At 38.5% G+C, this 18,140-nt stretch carries 6 protein-coding genes; all 6 read right to left on the reverse strand.

The window, feature by feature from the left end; genetic code table 11:
* Positions 1 to 11: 11 nt before the first annotated feature.
* The 6 genes from NCC77_RS16550 to NCC77_RS16580 all read right to left on the reverse strand — a co-directional run bounded on the left by NCC77_RS16550 (position 12) and on the right by NCC77_RS16580 (position 18,140).
* Positions 12 to 1,301 carry a T9SS type B sorting domain-containing protein gene (locus NCC77_RS16550; RefSeq protein ID WP_250836591.1) on the reverse strand — a complete coding sequence of 430 codons (1,290 nt, stop codon included), beginning with the start codon at positions 1,299 to 1,301 and terminating at the stop codon, positions 12 to 14.
* A gap of 353 nt (positions 1,302 to 1,654) precedes the next feature.
* Positions 1,655 to 3,100 (reverse strand): tail fiber domain-containing protein, encoded by a 1,446-nt coding sequence (locus NCC77_RS16555; protein ID WP_250836592.1) that lies wholly within the window; start codon positions 3,098 to 3,100, stop codon positions 1,655 to 1,657.
* Between the two features lie 107 nt (positions 3,101 to 3,207).
* A complete protein-coding gene (locus NCC77_RS22980; RefSeq protein ID WP_284705092.1) occupies positions 3,208 to 6,438 on the reverse strand; it encodes a phage tail-like protein in 3,231 nt (1,076 codons plus the stop codon).
* Between the two features lie 391 nt (positions 6,439 to 6,829).
* Positions 6,830 to 9,625 (reverse strand): tail fiber domain-containing protein, encoded by a 2,796-nt coding sequence (locus NCC77_RS22985; RefSeq protein ID WP_284705093.1) that lies wholly within the window; start codon positions 9,623 to 9,625, stop codon positions 6,830 to 6,832.
* Positions 9,626 to 9,956: 331 nt separating this feature from the next.
* On the reverse strand, positions 9,957 to 15,866 hold the full coding sequence (locus NCC77_RS16575) for a T9SS type B sorting domain-containing protein (protein WP_250836593.1): 5,910 nt from the start codon (positions 15,864 to 15,866) through the stop codon (positions 9,957 to 9,959).
* Between the two features lie 330 nt (positions 15,867 to 16,196).
* Positions 16,197 to 18,140, reverse strand: coding sequence for an OmpA family protein (locus NCC77_RS16580; RefSeq protein WP_250836594.1), 1,944 nt, complete (start codon positions 18,138 to 18,140; stop codon positions 16,197 to 16,199).

Consider the following 18,140-nt stretch of genomic DNA (forward strand, 5'->3'; position numbering starts at 1 on the left):
CTGTATTTGTTTTATTGATTATTAACATATAGGTAACCGGCTTTCTGCTTGCCTTTTCCGTCTCTGTTATATTTTAAAATGTAGAAATAGGTTCCTGTTGGAAGTTTATCTCCTCTTTTTATCGTTACGCGGCCATCAGAATATCCTCTAAACATATTATCGCTTTCGTTGTATGATTTTGCATCATATACTTTTACGCCCCAGCGGTTGTATATTTCTACTGTATTATCTGGATATTTATTAATTCCTTCAATGTAGAAGGTATCATTATAGCCATCATCATTTGGAGAAATTGCATTATAAACCGTCAGATCGTCTATTTCACGGTTATCAATTTTCTTAACTATTGCCATGGTAAAAATTCCATAACCTGAAACTTCACCTGTTAATAATTTGGTATACGCTTCTCCAGATATATCGTCACCCAAAACCCCATGCTCATTTACCCATTTTGTTCCGTTCCAGCGCACTATTGCCAGTTCTGTTTCTTCATTTTGAACAAAGAACTCTGATGGTGTTGTATCGTGATCCAGAGACAGGCTTAAAACAATATTTTCGCTTCCCTTGTCTTGCGTAATTACCCAGTATTCTTTATTATTTATAGTAAGAATGTCTTCGTCTTTACTATCGTGAGAATATTTTGGATGAGAATTTTGATAAAAATATTGTGTCGTGTAAACATTGGCTAGAGCACTGTTTGCCGCATGGTAAGATGGTCTGAAAAACAATTCATTTCCTACTGGAAACTGAAATGCTGCCGCTCCTCTTTTTTCTACTTTTCCGTCCACAAAACTCTGATCGCCGGCAGAAGTATGAGCCGCATTTTCAAGGAAAATCATTTTACCGTTGTCATATAGCGCATTGATAATTCCGTTTTTGTAATCTGAATTTTTACCTACAGAGATTTTAGTTGTCAGGTCAAAAGGTACTAAGTCACTTATGTTGTCATAAATTATGTTTTGAAAGTCTGCTTGTCTGGTACCTTCAATAAGCTGGTGCTGCTTTCCTTCAAAATATGTTTTACCATTTAAAGCTGGTGTATAACTTACTTTACCGTCATTGTTCCAGTTTTGAAAAATGTAAGTTTCACCATCGTTAATAAAATCTCCCGTTACTCCGTTACTGTAATCCATATACACGGCCATTACAGTTTTATCAGCAACCTTAACTTCTCCGTTGTTTACCATTTGTGCATTTACCATATTGCAAGTAAACAACCCTGCAAACAATCCTAGTGCGGTACTATTTTTAACAATGCACACAACAGGCATTACTTTTTTATCTATGTTATTTTTTTTCATAGCGTATATATTTACCATATAAATTATACTTTCAATTAGGCTTTAAATTAATTTCTATTCCCCTCATTCCCTACAGGACTGCTGTAATACCATAAGGGCAATTACTTTTTCTTAAACAGCTGTTTATTAAAACACTCATAAACAGAATATGGACTTTTAACGATGCAAAGTTCCCACTATACGACCTATTAAAGTGGCCCTAAAAGTTTTAAGAATTACAGATTAAGACAAATTTGCAATCACGAGCATTTCAGGCAGTATTAAAAAATACCGCTGAAAAGGGATCAATAAAAAAGGTTGAAAAAAACCGATTGCATAATACAACCGGTTTTTGTAGTAGTAAAAAATTGTAGTTATTTTTTATCTATTAATTTTTGAACCACCGCTTTAAGATCGTTTAGTTCTTTTTGTAATGATTCTATTTGTGTTTGTTGTTCTTGTACCGCTTTTACCAACGGCACCACAAATGATGCATAGCTTAGCGCATAAAAATCAGTATCGCTTTGTGGTTTTACAACACCACTGAATTTATAACCAATGCTATTCGCTGCGGCTTCTACTTCCTGAGCAATAAAACCAGATTGTAATTCTGTAGTTCCTGTTTTCATATTGTAAAGAACAGGACGCAACTTATTGATAAAATCTAAACCATAAGTACTACTTACTATATTCTTTTTTAAACGAGAATCTGAATAATTAGACCAAGGTGTATAACCTCCAATACTTGTTATATCAGAATTACCAATTACTACTGTGTTAGATCCCTTTCCTTTTGCTTTATATCCAATAACAATCTCATTTGTATCATTATTAAGCATTGGAAAAGCCTTATTTCCGATTAAAATTGAACTATTCAAAGAAGTAAGATTAAATGGAATTCCTTCTCCATTGCCAAATGAAAAACCTGCTGAATCACCAAAAACGATGTTATCATTTCCACTAGTCAAATTTTGTAAAGAACTATTTCCCATTACAATATTTCTATTACTAACTGCAGAATGTGTAAGAGCTTGTCCAATTGCAATATTGTCATTCCCACTAACATTTAAATTAAGTGCATATACTCCGACACCCACATTATTTCGTCCAATAGTATTTAACACAAGGACTTGCGTACCCAATCCAACATTAAAATCTCCTGTAGTATTATTAGACAGAGTTTGAGTACCAACACCTAGATTAGCACCTCCTGTAGTGTTTTCCGAAAGTACATCATTACCTATCCCAACATTATTAGTTCCTGAATTTTTTTTAAGTACATTATTACCAATCGCTACAACATAGTCCCCAGTATTACCACTTAGAGCACTCATACCAATTCCTACAGTATGTTGACCCTTATTATTCCAAGCAGCACTATACCCAAATGAAGTAGAATTAATACCAATTCTTCCGCTTTCGGATCCTGACCTTTTAAAAACCAAATCTTGAGAATCAGTAGTACCAATAAAATTTGTTCCAGCAGTAGTTCCTGCATTACCATTAATATCCCAACTATTATTTTTTATTTTACGCAATACTCCATTCGCATCCATGGTTACAATTTCATCTGCTTTTGCACCAGCCTGTAATCCTGGTATAGCCAAAGTATTTGCTGCTGTTGTAGTTAAAACAGAAGGTTTTATTAAAGTACCGCCTAATTGTATATTACCACTTGTTATGGTTAAACCGTTATCTGCAGTACCGGGAGCACTAGGGTAAAAAGTTACTTTTTCTCCATACGGTGTAACGACAGTTTTTGTTTGTGCCATCATAATCCCAGACTGGATCAATACTAGCATGCATATTATTTTTTTCATATTCTTGATATTATATTTTTTGTAATTCTATTTTCTAAATCTAAAAATCAGTCATTTAAAACTACACACTCTTAAAAAGTAAGAGTGCGTAATTTCAAAATTTACTATTATTTAAAATAATCAATTATTACATTATCATCTACCTTAAGTGCATAACCACCATTCTTTGCTGGGTCAAAATAAAGGGTAGAACCACTTACAGAAATTGCTTCTTTATCTATACGCACACCATTTATATACATTTTTACTTTAGATGTATTATAACCTGTTAATGCTGGTGTTCCAGATAATGCAAAACTAGTTTGACCTGCAGTTGCTGTAAATTCATCTGTTTGTTCAACATGTAATGCGTTTACAACATAAGGGTCTGCATCTTTACCAGTTCCTGTAATCTTGATGTGATCTCCTTCGGTAGTTTTACCACCTAAGCCATCAGCTCCAGTATCTCCTTTAAGTCCTGTTGCTCCTGTTTCTCCTTGAAGTCCTGTTGCTCCTGTATCTCCTTTAAGTCCAGTTGCTCCTGTTTCCCCTTGAAGTCCAGTTGCTCCAGTATCTCCTTTTAGTCCTGTTGCTCCTGTTTCTCCTTGAAGTCCAGTTGCTCCAGTATCTCCTTTTAGTCCAGTTGCTCCTGTTTCCCCTTGAAGTCCTGTTGCTCCAGTGTCTCCTTTAAGTCCTGTTGCTCCTGTTTCCCCTTGAAGTCCTGTTGCTCCAGTGTCTCCTTTAAGTCCAGTTGCTCCAGTGTCTCCTTTAAGACCTTCTAAGAATTCTGTGATAGTTTTTCCGTCATTGCCGTCTTTTCCTTTCCAGATTTCATATGCTGAGGCTCCAGTTGCTCCCTGTGCTCCGTCTGTACCGGTAGCTCCTTTTAATCCGTCTAAGAATTCTGTAATTGTTTTTCCGTCGTTTCCAGGAAGTCCTTTCCAGATTTCATATGCAGATGCTCCGGTTGCTCCCTGCGCACCATCAGTACCGGTAGCTCCTTTTAATCCGTCTAAGAATTCTGTGATAGTTTTTCCGTCGTTTCCAGGAAGTCCTTTCCAGATTTCATATGCTGAGGCTCCAGTTGCTCCCTGCGCTCCGTCTGTACCGGTAGCTCCTTTTAATCCGTCTAGGAATTCTGTAATTGTTTTTCCGTCGTTTCCAGGAAGTCCTTTCCAGATTTCATATGCTGAGGCTCCAGTTGCTCCCTGCGCACCATCAGTACCAGTAGCTCCCTGTGCACCATCAGTACCGGTAGCTCCTTTTAATCCGTCTAAGAATTCTGTAATTGTTTTTCCGTCGTTTCCAGGAAGTCCTTTCCAGATTTCATATGCTGAGGCTCCAGTTGCTCCCTGCGCTCCGTCTGTACCAGTTGCTCCCTGCGCACCATCAGTACCGGTAGCTCCTTTTAATCCGTCTAAGAATTCTGTAATAGTTTTTCCGTCGTTTCCAGGAAGTCCTTTCCAGATTTCATATGCAGATGCTCCGGTTGCTCCCTGCGCACCGTCTGTACCGGTAGCTCCTTTAAGACCTTCTAAGAATTCTGTGATAGTTTTTCCGTCATTGCCGTCTTTTCCTTTCCAGATTTCATATGCAGATGCTCCTGTTGCTCCCTGCGCACCGTCTGTACCGGTAGCTCCTTTTAATCCGTCTAAGAATTCTTGATATGTTTTTCCGTCATTCCCATCTTTTCCTTTCCACTCTTCATATGCTGTGGCTCCGGTTGCTCCCTGCGCTCCGTCTGTACCGGTAGCTCCTTTAAGACCTTCTAAGAATTCTGTGATAGTTTTTCCGTCATTGCCGTCTTTTCCTTTCCAGATTTCATATGCAGATGCTCCTGTTGCTCCCTGAGCACCATCTGTACCGGTAGCTCCTTTTAATCCGTCTAAGAATTCTTGATATGTTTTTCCGTCATTGCCGTCTTTTCCTTTCCACTCTTCATATGCTGTGGCTCCGGTTGCTCCTTTTGCTCCAGTTGCTCCAGTGTCTCCTTTAAGACCTTCTAAGAATTCAGTAATCGTTTTTCCGTCTTTACCTGGAAGTTCTTTCCAGATCTCAAATGCAGATTTTCCAGCTGCTCCCGTATCACCTTTATCGCCTTTATCGCCTTTTTCACCAGTTAATCGAATCCATTCTTTTGGTTCAGACCCTGGTTGTAGGATATAAACAATTCCTTTATCATTAACAATTATAGTCGCCTCTTGTGGGATTGCAACTCCAGGATCACCTGGATCACCTTTAATACCGATAATTCCATCCTTACCATTATTTCCGTCTTTACCATTTATTGGAATCCATTTATTTTTATCTTTAGGATCTCTTACATAAACAATTCCTGTATTGTTATCAACGTAAATATTAATACTGCTATCAATGGCAGGTGTACCTGGTGCTCCCGGTTCTCCTTTTCCTCCATCAATTCCGTCTTTACCGTTTAATGGCACCCATTTATTTGGATCTTTAGGATCTCTTACATATACAATTCCTGTTGTATAATCAATATACATCTGGATTTTTCCATCTATACCTGCTGTTCCAGGTGTTCCTGGTACACCGTTTCCACCTGAAATTCCATCCTTACCATTATTTCCGTCTTTACCATTTATTGGAATCCATTTTTCTGGATTTTCAGGATCTCTTACATAAACAATTCCTGTATTGTTATCAACGTAAATATTAATACCGCTATCAATGGCAGGAGTACCTGGTGCTCCTGGCTCTCCTTTTCCTCCTGTAATTCCGTCTTTACCATCTTTACAATTTAGAGGAACCCATTTATTTGGATCTTTAGGATCTCTTACATATACAATTCCTGTTGTATAATCAATATACATCTGGATTGTACCGTCTAATCCTTTTGTTCCTGGTAAACCATTTCCTCCATCGATTCCATTTCTACCATCAATTCCGTTTTTACCATTAATTATAGTCCAAGTTCCATCAGGATTTTGTACATAAACATTCCCTGTTGAATTGTCTGTGTAAAAAGTTACGCCTTCACCTGGATAGCCTGGTTCTCCTTTTTTACCAGGAGCGCCATTACCGCCAGCAATACCATTAGCTTCTCCAGAAACGGCAATTCTGCACCATCTGTTTATATACCAATAGTAATATCCTGGCTGTATATCAGATCCGGTGGCCGTATTAAAAACCAATAAACTGTCTATATTACCATTTGACATTGTTGTAGCGTCTGTCGAACTTGTCAAAGCAACTCTCGGAATCAAAATACCTTTGTTTGTAGCAAAAACTTCCAGCTGAGCTGAATAACTGGTTGGTTCTTTCTTACCTACAACTACCTGTGAGTAAGTCGAATAACTACCTAAAACAAATAGTAAAGGAAGTAATCTATTCTTCATATGATTTAATCATTAATGGGTTATTAAATTATTTCAATATTTGGCTAGACAACAGAAGCTGCAATGAATCAAGAGGAAAGAAAAATATTCTTGTCTTTACAATCAGAATATACTTTGCCATAAACATTTGTATTCACTAAAGTCGTTTTGCCTTTTTAGTTCTATTTTGAATGGCAAAGTTTCTTTGATTATAGCTTTTTTCTTACCACTAAAAGTTTTCATTATTACACTTTAAGACATTTTTTAACTAAAAATTATAAAAAGTATACTTTAAATATTCCGCTGTAGTAAAATTGGCAATGGACTCGCTGTAGTAAAAATTTTTCTCTATCCAAACAAAAATCCCGACTGCATAATGCAATCGGGATTTTTTCTGAATTAATTACTTTAATTATTTTTCTAGTAATTTTTCTATTCTAAGCATTCGCTCTTCTAATTCTTTAATTTTAGCATCTTTTGCTTCAATTTGCTTTTGCTGCTCTTTAACAGCTTCTATTAATAATGGTACCATAGCTTGATAATTTACACCTTTATAACCATCGCTAGCAGTTGTTACTAACTCTGGCACTATTTTTTCGACTTCCTGAGCAATTACACCATATTGTTTAGTAGAAACAAAACCACGGTCAGGGAATTGCTGCGTATCAAAATTATAAGTTGTTCCACGCAAGTTCTTAACGATATCTAATGCATTGCCTATATCTTGAACATTCATTTTGAAACGTGCATCAGAAGTTAATATAGTTCCATTTGCAGATACAAATCCAGTTGCTCTAATATTCCCAACTACATGAAGTTTTTCAGTTGGCGCCGTGGTACCTATTCCCATATATCCTGTACCATTTACAATTGCAAGTCTATTAGTAGTTCCTTCATAAACACAGAATCCAGTATTAGCGTTATTATATCCTACTCGCCAATATGTAGGACTACCGATATGTGAAAAGGCAATACTAGGAAGAGATGCATTAGAAAGTATAATTTGCGCACCATTTACACTATTCGCATTGGTTAAATCATCTCCAAGTCTCAAAGAAGGAACATTACTTCCTACTCCAGTCAGTCTCATCTCTTCTGCACCAGAAATATTAAACCTAAAATCAGATATATTATTAGTACCATCTCCTAAATAATATGCCGTTATCGTTGATGAATTCTTAAAACTACCTAGATAACTTCTCCATGTCAGGGTACCAATTACATCTCCATTAACAAGATTTGTAGCGCTACCAGCGCTTGTCCCATGAGCTCTATTCAACCCCATTAAAGGACTTGTTGCAGTTGTAAAAGCATTAATATTAAAATCATCAAATCCATCAGCTTTTCCTTCATTAATAAGAGTAAGACCTGACGTCGGCACGCCACCGATACCTAAGTATCCACCTTTAGTCAACCTCATTTTTTCAATATTGTTGGTAATAAATGGAATATCATAATTAGTTATTGATCCGAATTTTTTCTCCGTTGTAAGACCATCAGCCGCATCATTTCCTCCTAATACCCATGGCATATCTGGTGACCAAGTAATCGTTCCCCCAGAATCTGTAAATAAATACGCAGGTTTGGTAACAGCTGGCACCATATTAATCTGCACATCAGTAAGCGTTGCACCAGTTCCATTGACTACTTTTAATACTGTAGCAGGAGTTATTGTTGTAAGGTTTTTTTTATTAATATCAATAGTTAAATCACTATCAAGTACTTTTCCGCTACCAGTAACAGTTACAGCACTACTTCCTGCTATTAAGCTGCCTTTTGTAATTGTAGCAGGGTCACCTTTTGCTCCAGTTGCTCCAGTGTCTCCTTTAAGTCCAGTTGCTCCTGTATCTCCTTTAAGTCCAGTTGCTCCGGTGTCTCCTTTAAGTCCTGTTGCTCCTGTGTCCCCTTTAAGTCCTGTTGCTCCTGTATCTCCTTTAAGTCCAGTTGCTCCAGTGTCTCCTTTAAGTCCTGTTGCCCCTGTGTCTCCTTTAAGTCCAGTTGCCCCTGTGTCTCCTTTAAGTCCAGTTGCCCCTGTGTCTCCTTTAAGTCCAGTTGCTCCTGTGTCTCCTTTAAGTCCTGTTGCTCCAGTATCTCCTTTAAGTCCAGTTGCTCCAGTATCTCCTTTAAGTCCAGTTGCTCCGGTATCTCCTTTAAGTCCTGTTGCTCCAGTGTCTCCTTTAAGTCCAGTTGCCCCAGTGTCTCCTTTAAGTCCTGTTGCTCCGGTATCTCCTTTAAGTCCTGTTGCTCCAGTGTCTCCTTTAAGTCCTGTTGCTCCTGTGTCTCCTTTAAGTCCTGTTGCTCCTGTTTCCCCTTTAAGTCCTGTTGCTCCAGTGTCTCCTTTAAGTCCAGTTGCTCCTGTGTCTCCTTGAAGTCCTGTTGCCCCAGTTTCCCCTTTAAGTCCTGTTGCTCCGGTATCTCCTTTTAGTCCTGTTGCTCCAGTGTCTCCTTTAAGCCCCTGAAGTCCTGTTGCTCCTGTTGCACCTTTTAATGCTGCAAGCTGTTCTGGCGTAAAATCTTCATATTTAAAATCTTTTCCATTTAACCCATCACTGCCTTTTATCTTTCCTAAATCTGAAGTTGTACCATCAGTATAGGTAATAATTAGATTTCCTGTGGCAGTAACAGTTGTACTCGCAATACCTTTTCCGTCTGCACCATTTTTTCCGTCAATCCCTTTTATCACTCCTAAATTGGAAGTAGTCCCATCTGTATAGGTGACAATAAGGTTGCCATCTGCATCTACAGCTGTGCCAGCGATACCTTTTCCGTCTGCACCATTTTTACCTGATAGACCCTGTGGCCCCTGATCTCCTTTTACTGTACCAGCATTAACAGAAGTTCCATCTGAATACGTAATAATAAGATCTCCTGCAGGATTAATAGTCGTGTTGATAATACCTTTTGCAGAGCCTATTTCACTAGAGAGTGCAATTCTGCACCATCTGTCAATATACCAGTAATAGTAGCCTGGGGTAACATCTGCAACAGTTGCAGTATTAAAAACAAATAAGCTGTTTACATTACCATTTGTAATTGTTGTACGATCTGTACTTCCCGTTAATGGGATTTGAGGAATTAAAAGCCCTTTGTCGTTTGAATAAACTTCTAACTGAGCAGAAGGGTTTACTTCTTTTTTACCTATTACGACTTGCGAATAAGCAGAATAACTACCTAATACAAATAGTAGAGGAAGTAATTTATTTTTCATAGCATTTAAATTATCGATTACTTTTTTTTTTTTTCAAAATAAAGTCTCAAATCATGCATGCATTTTAATTATCATTATTTTAAAAAAAACTGATAATCAAACAAATACAACAGTCATTAATATTTTATTATGAAACACCAAAGTTCTTTTGTAATTAAAACTATAAATGCCAGTAAAAGTTTTTAAACTTGTAGTATAGGGTATTTTTTTAGTCTTCTTTAAGAATGTCAAAAAACTGTAGGGAAAGCATAAAAAAAAACAGCTGTTAAAGTACAGCTGTCTTTTAATTGTTAGTTAAATAATGTTTTTCAATCAGTAATCATCCATAAAATTACTGGTTGCTTACATATAGATATCCCGCTTTTTCTATTCTTCTTCCATTGCTGTCATATTCTAAGGTATAGAAGTAAGTTCCTGTAGGAAGTTTATTTCCTCTTGCAATTGTAGAACGTCCGTCTGAGAATCCCTGAAAAGGATTTGTTACGTTGTCGTAGCCGTTCTTTTCGTAGACAATAACCCCGTATCTGTTGTAGATTTTTACAGTATTGTCAGGATAACAGTCTATTCCTTTAATAAAGAAACTATCATTTAATCCGTCACCGTTTGCTGATACAGCATTATAAACCTCTTCGACACAGGATACGTTTATGGTCTGTACAAATGAATTCTCATTACCGCACTGGTCAGATGCCGTCCAGGTTCTGATAAGGGAATATCTGCTGGCGCAGTCACCATCAATTCTCTGTTCATTGTAAAGAACTGATGCATTGCTGCAGTTATCAGTAGCTGTGAAAATCTGTGCTGGAGGTATAGTGTCGCAATCCGCAGTTATTATAGCGTCAGGAAGTGTTTCTGCAAATACTGGTGCTGTTGTATCCCTAATTAATATAGATTGTATACAAGTTGCCGTATCTAAAACTGTATTTTCGCCAGCATCGCGAACTCCGTTATTATTTGGATCTGCATATTCTGTTATAGTATAGGTTCTTGTTATATTAGAATTACACCCTTGGTCGGCACTGTTTGATGCTGTAATTTCAACCACACCACATCGGTTGTCAGCAATACGTCCGTCGCCGTTTCCTAAAGCTTCGAACTGCGCTTCTGTTAAACTTACTGCCGAAGGAAGTTCATCGTAACATTGCACTGTCATGGGCTGGAAAGTAGGACAAATAACGTTGAAGCTGCAGCAGTTTGGTGAAATTCCATTTACACTTACTGTATTACAGGCACTTGAATCTTGAATGTTTACATTATAATTGGTTCCTGAATTTATTAGTCCAGATGTCCAGCTGTTTCCTGTCCAGATTCCTGGCGCTCCTGTTCCTGTAACTGTAAACGGACCCTGGCCTGTTACTGATAAAGTAATATTATATCCCAGCTGCGTTGAGGAACATGCTGCAGTTTCAGCTCCTGCCAAAGCTATCTGGCTGATAATTACATTCTGATTTGCTGTCACACTATTTCCATTCCCATCATTAAATGTCCATGTAATAATTGTGGTTCCTGCCGCAGTTATTGGAAAAGCTGTTAATGTACTTCCTGTAATTATTCCTGCACAGGCATCTGTGGTTGTCGGAGCAATCGGAGTTACATTGCACTGCCCTGTTATATCAGCCAATACCGGCACAACAGGCGGTGTTACATCATCAATAATTACATTCTGGTCTGCTGTTGAAATGTTTCCGTTGCCGTCATCAAAAGTCCATGTTACTATTGTTGTTCCCTGAGTAGTTATCGGGAAAGCAGTCATTGTAGTTCCTGTGATTGTTCCTGCACAGGCGTCTAAAGCTGTTGGAACGGCTGGTGTTGCAGAACATTCTGCTGTTACATCTGCCAGAATAGGCACGACTGGAGGCGTTACATCATCAATGATTACATTTTGATTTGCTGTTGAAATATTTCCATTTCCGTCATCAAAACTCCATGTTACTATTGTTGTTCCCTGAGTAGTTATCGGAAAAGCAGTAATTGTCGTTCCTGTGATTGTTCCTGCACAGGCATCTAAAGCTGTTGGAACGGCTGGTGTTGCAGAACATTCTCCCGTTGCATCTGCTAATACTGGCACCACAGGCGGTGTTACATCATCAACGATTACATTTTGATTTGCTGTTGAAATATTTCCGTTGCCGTCATCAAAACTCCATGTTACCACTGTTGTGCCCTGCGCTGTGATTGGAAAAACTGTTGTTGAAGTTCCTGTAATTGTTCCTGCGCACGCATCTGTCGTTGTAGGTGCTGTAGGCATTACAGAACATTCTCCCGTTACATCTGCCAGAACTGGCATAACTGGAGGCGTTATATCATCCAGAATTATATTCTGGTCTGCTGTCGAAATATTTCCGTTTCCGTCATCAAAACTCCATGTTACCACTGTTGTCCCCTGAACTGTAATTGGGAAAACTGTTGTTGTCGTTCCTGTAATTATTCCTGCGCACGCATCTGTTGTTGTCGGTGCTGTCGGTGTTGCAGAACATTCTGCTGTTACATCTGCCAATACCGGCACTGCAGGCGGTGTTACATCATCTATAATTATATTTTGGTCTGCTGTTGCAGTATTTCCTGAACTATCTGTAAAACTCCATGTTACCACTGTTGTTCCCTGAACTGTAATTGGAAAAACTGTTGTTGTGGTTCCTGTAATTACGCCACTGTCACAATTATCTGTCGTAGTTGGCGCTGTTGGTGTCACTGAACATTCTCCTGTTAGATCTGCTAATACTGGTGCAGTTGGTGCAGTAGTATCTGTTATAATAACATTTTGATTTGCAAATGAAATATTGCCGTTACCATCATCAAATGTCCACAAAACAACCGTAGTCCCTTTTGCCGTAATTGGAAATACGTTTGTTGTTACTCCTGTAATCGCACCTGTACAGGCATCATTTGCTATTGGCGCAGTCGGTGTTGCATCACACTGTCCTATTACATCTGCTAATATTGGCATCACTGGCGAAAATGTATCTTTAATAATTACATTCTGGTTTACTGTCTGGGTATATCCGTTTCCATAATCAAATGTCCAGGTTACAACAGTAGTTCCTTGAGTTGTGATTGGAAAAACAGTTGGAGTTGTTGCTGTAATAGTTCCAGCACATGGATCTGTAAGGGTTGGCGCTGCAGCTGTTGCATCACACTGACCTGTTATATCTGCCAGAGGAGATGGAAGTGTTGTAGGGGTAATAGTAATAGTTGTTGAGACAGTATCTGAACATGTTCCGTTATTAAAAGCATAAGTTACCGTATAAGTTCCTGGTGTAGAAGAAGCGAGATCTATTTGACCCGTTGCTTCATCAATACTTAATCCAGGATCTGCACTATAAAGGCCATTTGTTGTCCCTGTCTCTACAGAAGATACCGTTCCTCTATTGCAGTAAGTTCCGCTTGGATAACTTACTGAAGCTGTAGGAAGTGCATTAATGGTAATATCTAAAGTAATACTATTAGAACAACTTCCATCATCGAAACTATAAGTAATGGTATGGATTCCTATTGTAGAAGCTGCCAAATTTATTTCTCCCGTGTTAGCATCAATTATTAATCCAGGATCAGAAGTATAGATTCCACCTGATGTTTCTAGTTCTTCAGGAACTGCGGTTCCGCTCTGACAGAAGGAAGTTGTGAGGTAACCAATTACGGCAGTTGGAAGGTCATTAATGGTTACATCAACGGGCAAAATAGTAAAACACCCATTAACGTCCGTTCCTTTTATATAATAGGTATCCTTTACTGTAATCGCTGTAGGATCTGTAACGGGAATTGAAGCCTGCTCATCTGAAAAATAAGTATAAGTTAATCCAGAAGCGCTTCCGGCTGTAATTGCAGGTGATGTAATATCAATAGTACCTGGACTACAGACTGGTGATGGATTTGTGATTACAACTGTCGGACGTGCATTGACATTAATAGTTAAATTAGAAACTGTACTGCTATTACAAGGAGCACCTAGAGTAACTGTACAAGTATAATTATTAGCTCCAACACTAAGATCTGAATAGTTCACCAAAGGATCTTTAAGGTTTTGATTAGAAGCATTTATCCCTGGACCTGTCCATAAGTAAGAGAGTGCTCCAAATATATCAACATCCAGCTGTACTGTTCCTGAAGTCATATCACAGATCACTGCAGGGGTATTAAGACCATTTGCAGTGGCATCTGGTGCAGCGGCTACTCCAATCTGAGCCGATTGTGTAATTACATTTCCGCAGCCATCTTTAATTCTGAAATAATAAGTTGCATCAGTAAGTCCACTAAAAGTGTTGCCGCTTTGGTAAGTACTATAATTTATACCTCCATCTGTACTCAGAGCATATTCTAATACATTACTTGGTGCTGGGGAATTTGATACTGCTGTAATAGTTAAAACTCCATTTGTCGCGCCTGAAGCGCAGACATATCCTCCTGTGTTAGTTTTGTCTACTGTAATGGCATTATTAGCATCATACGTGATGGTTTCACTAAGTAAAATTGTGCCTCCTCCTTTAACTCGAAGTCCAAAAACATAAGTTCCATAACCCAAACCATTAAAAGGAAGTGAAGAAGTTGAATTAGCCATATCTCTTGTCTGTCCTACATTTGAAGGTCCTGAAACTATAACTACTTGATAAGAAGTAGGACTATCAAATGTTCCTATCATAGCGTAATTAAATCCTCCGCAAACTGGTGATGTAGAATTACCATTATTTGATATAACAGGATTAAATCCTGCTATAGCTATATTAATACTTTTTACACCACAAGGAGTAGTAAATTCTAAAGTGTAATTACCTTTAGGCCAATTACCTGCAGGATCTGTAGCATTTACTTTATGAATATTAGCATATCCTCCACTATCAACAGTAGTAGTTTCGCTATACCCAATTGGAACCAGAGGATTATTTGATGCTGTTACGACAAAACTTACTACATCTCCTGTTTGATAAGGGCTTATATTTACTCCAATTGAACCGTAATTTAAATAATTATAACTTGGCGACGAAGCATATTGTGCTAGTGTTATAGTAGGGACTGCAGGAATTGTTATATTTTGTGAAACAGGCAAATTAAAATCACCTGTTGTATTTCCTCCTGCATCTACGTATGTGATATGATATGTTGCCCCAGCAGTAAAACCTGTATAAATATTAACATTAGCAGTTAATGTTTTTTGAATCACATCAGCAGAGTTGGCAATATTTGTAAAAGTTGCATTAATCGGAAGACATGCTAGTGAAGAAGGGCCTATACGTAGTTGACCATTTCCTCCACAGTTACTAGTAGCAATTGCGTTATAAGAAATACTAAACGGAAACTCTTTTGTATTACCGCAATTATCAATCAAAACTGCTCTCATATTAGCAAGATCGGCAATTATACCATCTCTAGTAGCAATAGCAGGCATAGGAATTTTATCTTGCAAAGGATAATATCCTGCTCCTCCCACATCACTTAAACCATCTCCTGTTATATCTTGTCCATATAATTGCCCCTGATATTTAATTTTCCATGTAAAATTGGCTGCATCTGCTGCAGAAAGAACGGTACTGGTAGAAACGTATCGAAAACTTGCTGAATTAAATGCGTATAATCCCGTATTACAATTATAAGCAGTTGAATAACCTGGATAAACAACATAACCTAATTTAATATCATTTAGAGTTAAGGTAGGATTAGTAATAGAAGTTGCTCCTGTTACAGTTTGACCGCAGGAATCTGTAACACTTACAATATAACTATTCGCTGTAAGACCATTAAAAGTAAAAGTATTAGCTGAAATAGGCCCACTGTTTTGTAATATAGTTCCCGGCGCCGCTTGGGTAGCAATAGTATAAGTAAAAGGTGCTTTTCCGTTTGTTATGGTGGATATTAATTGTGCGGTGCCACCAACACAATTAGCAACTTTTGTTGGTGTACTTACAATCATTGAAGTATACCCATCAGTAACAGTAATGTTACTACTGGAAAAAACAGATCCTCCAGATGTAGCTCTTCCGTTTACGACATACGTTCCAGAGCTTAACCCTGTAAATACAGGGTCATTTGTAAACTGAGTTATATCTCCTGGAACTGGAGAAACAACCACACCCGCTCTTAATAGCTGATATTGAGGTGTTGTTCCTAAACCTGTGCTGCTTGCTGTAACAATTCCGCTGTTCTGACAGCCAGTATTGCTTGGCACGCCAGAAACAGTTTGTGCAAAAACCTTATTAGTAATAAAAGGCAAGATCAACAATGTTAGAATTAAAATAATTTTTGTTCTCATAAAATATCTTTTTTATTAAACAAATATTCCCTAAATGTTCGTAAGCCATCATTAGGCTTTAAAAAGTCTGGTCGCATTTGTTTGTTTAATTTTCTAAATTCCTTTGAAGAAAGGGCGTGCAAAATTCAGTTAATATTGAATACAATTAAGCCTCTAAACATTTTAAAACTAACAGAATAAGACAATTTTTTAATTTAGCAAATGTGACAAACTGCATTTTATTTAATGAAAGTTAAAACACTGTTTAGAATTTTAAGAATGTTTGATGCTGACTACATTATCTGTAAATTTTAATGATAGCAGCTTTTTTTGTTTATCTGTTTTTTTAGGTTATAAAGCCGTAATAATAAATTCGCTTCGTCTGTTGGCCTGATGTTCTGCTTCAGTGCATGGCACGCCGTCTGCGCATTTATTTACCAATTCTGTTTCGCCATATCCTTTTCCGGTTAGTCGGTTAGGCGCTATTCCGTTTTTAATCAGCCACTGGATGGTCGATTTGGCTCGACGGTCAGATAACGCTTCGTTGTACTGGTGCGATGCCCTGCTGTCTGTGTGCGAGCGGATATCCAGCTTCATGCTTGGATTGTCGTTTAAGACCACGAGTATTTTTTCCAGATCCAGCGCCGCTTCTGTTCTAATGTTAGACTTGTCCAAATCAAAGTAGATCATTTTGATTCCGAAGCATTTTCCCAAATCATCGCCCACGGTAACCTTACAGGTTGATTTTTCCAGTGCAATCGGAAGGTTGGTCTTGCCGCTTGTTTTGTCTATGGTTATGTTTACTTCTTTTGTAGCGAATTCTGGCTTTTCAGCTCTTACGAAATAGGTTTTTCCGCATTCCACATCAAAGGCGTACATTCCGGAACCGTCTGCAGCGGCAGAGTTTTTAAGATTCATCTGATCATCATACAGAGTGACTTTTGCTCTCGGAAGCGCAAGCCCCGTTTCTGCATCCGATATTATTCCGTACAGCTGCTGGATGCATTTGAGCCTTCTGGTTTCTAGGAACCTGTAGATATCATCAGAGCCCTGTCCGCCATCTCTGTTGGAAGTGAAAAATCCTCTTCTGGTTTCAGGATCAATAATGTACGCGAAATCATCTTTTGGAGAATTGACATCTGCCCCGACATTCTGAATGTTGCCCACTTTTCCGCTATTGTCAATATTGGCCACAAAAACATCCAATCCTCCCAGACCCGGATGCCCGTCAGAAGCAAAATAAATCTCGTTTTCGCTGGTAACGTAGGGATAGGTTTCTTTTCCTTCCGTATTAACCGCATTTCCGAGATTTTGCGGAGGGCCAAACCCGCCATTTGGATTTATAGTTACTTTATACAGATCTGACTCTCCAAAAGATCCCGGCATATCGGAAGCAAAATACAGCGTTTTCTCGTCTGGGCTCAAAGCCGGATGGGCTGTGCTGTAATTGTTGCTGTTGAATGGAAGCTCGGCAATGCTGGTCCATTTGCCGTCTTTTCCCAGTTCGGCTCTGTAAAGCTTGATTAAAGTGACTTTATTTTCGTCCTTTCCTTTCTTGCCGCCAATATAGTTGTTTCTGGTAAAATAGACTGTTTTTCCGTCTTTGGTGAAGACAGGGGAAGCTTCGTGAAATTTGGTGTTTATGGCCGATTTAAATTTATTCGCTTTTGATGCGGTTCCCGTTGCGGGATCCAGATCGGCATTATAGATATTGGTGAAATATTCTCCTGTCCATTTGTGCTTGCGCTGCACAAAATTTCCCGTATCCCGCGCAGATGCAAAGTAGATTTTATTATTGTACACAAATGACCCGTAATCGGAGTATTGGCTGTTGATGCCCGCATCTTCTATCTGGTACCTCCCAGAATTTGCCTTTATCTGGTCGAGATAGTTTATGTCTTCTCTGTAGAGCTTTCCTCTGCTGTCATTTTTTGAGACGGCATTGAATTCTTCCAAAAGCCTGTTGGCTTTGGCGATATCTCCAGCAGATTTTAAAGATTGCGCGTATCTGAAATAGTATTCCGGCTCGGGATTTGGATTCATGGCAAACAGTTCGCCGTACCATTTTGCCGCGTTCTGGAAATCTGAATTGAAGTAATAGGCATTTCCCAGTTTTTTAAACATGTCTTCAGATCTGTAGCCTTTGGCCGCAACTTTTTCATAAGTCTTTATTGCATCGACATAAGCGTAGCTGTCATATTTTTTGTCTGCAGCATTTATTTTTGCCTGCTGGGCATGGCTGCCGAATGAAAAAGCGCCTATGATTGCAGCGAAAAGTAGTGTATAGTTTTTCAT

It is taken from the genome of Flavobacterium tyrosinilyticum (assembly GCF_023656565.1).
Taxonomy (GTDB): domain Bacteria; phylum Bacteroidota; class Bacteroidia; order Flavobacteriales; family Flavobacteriaceae; genus Flavobacterium; species Flavobacterium tyrosinilyticum.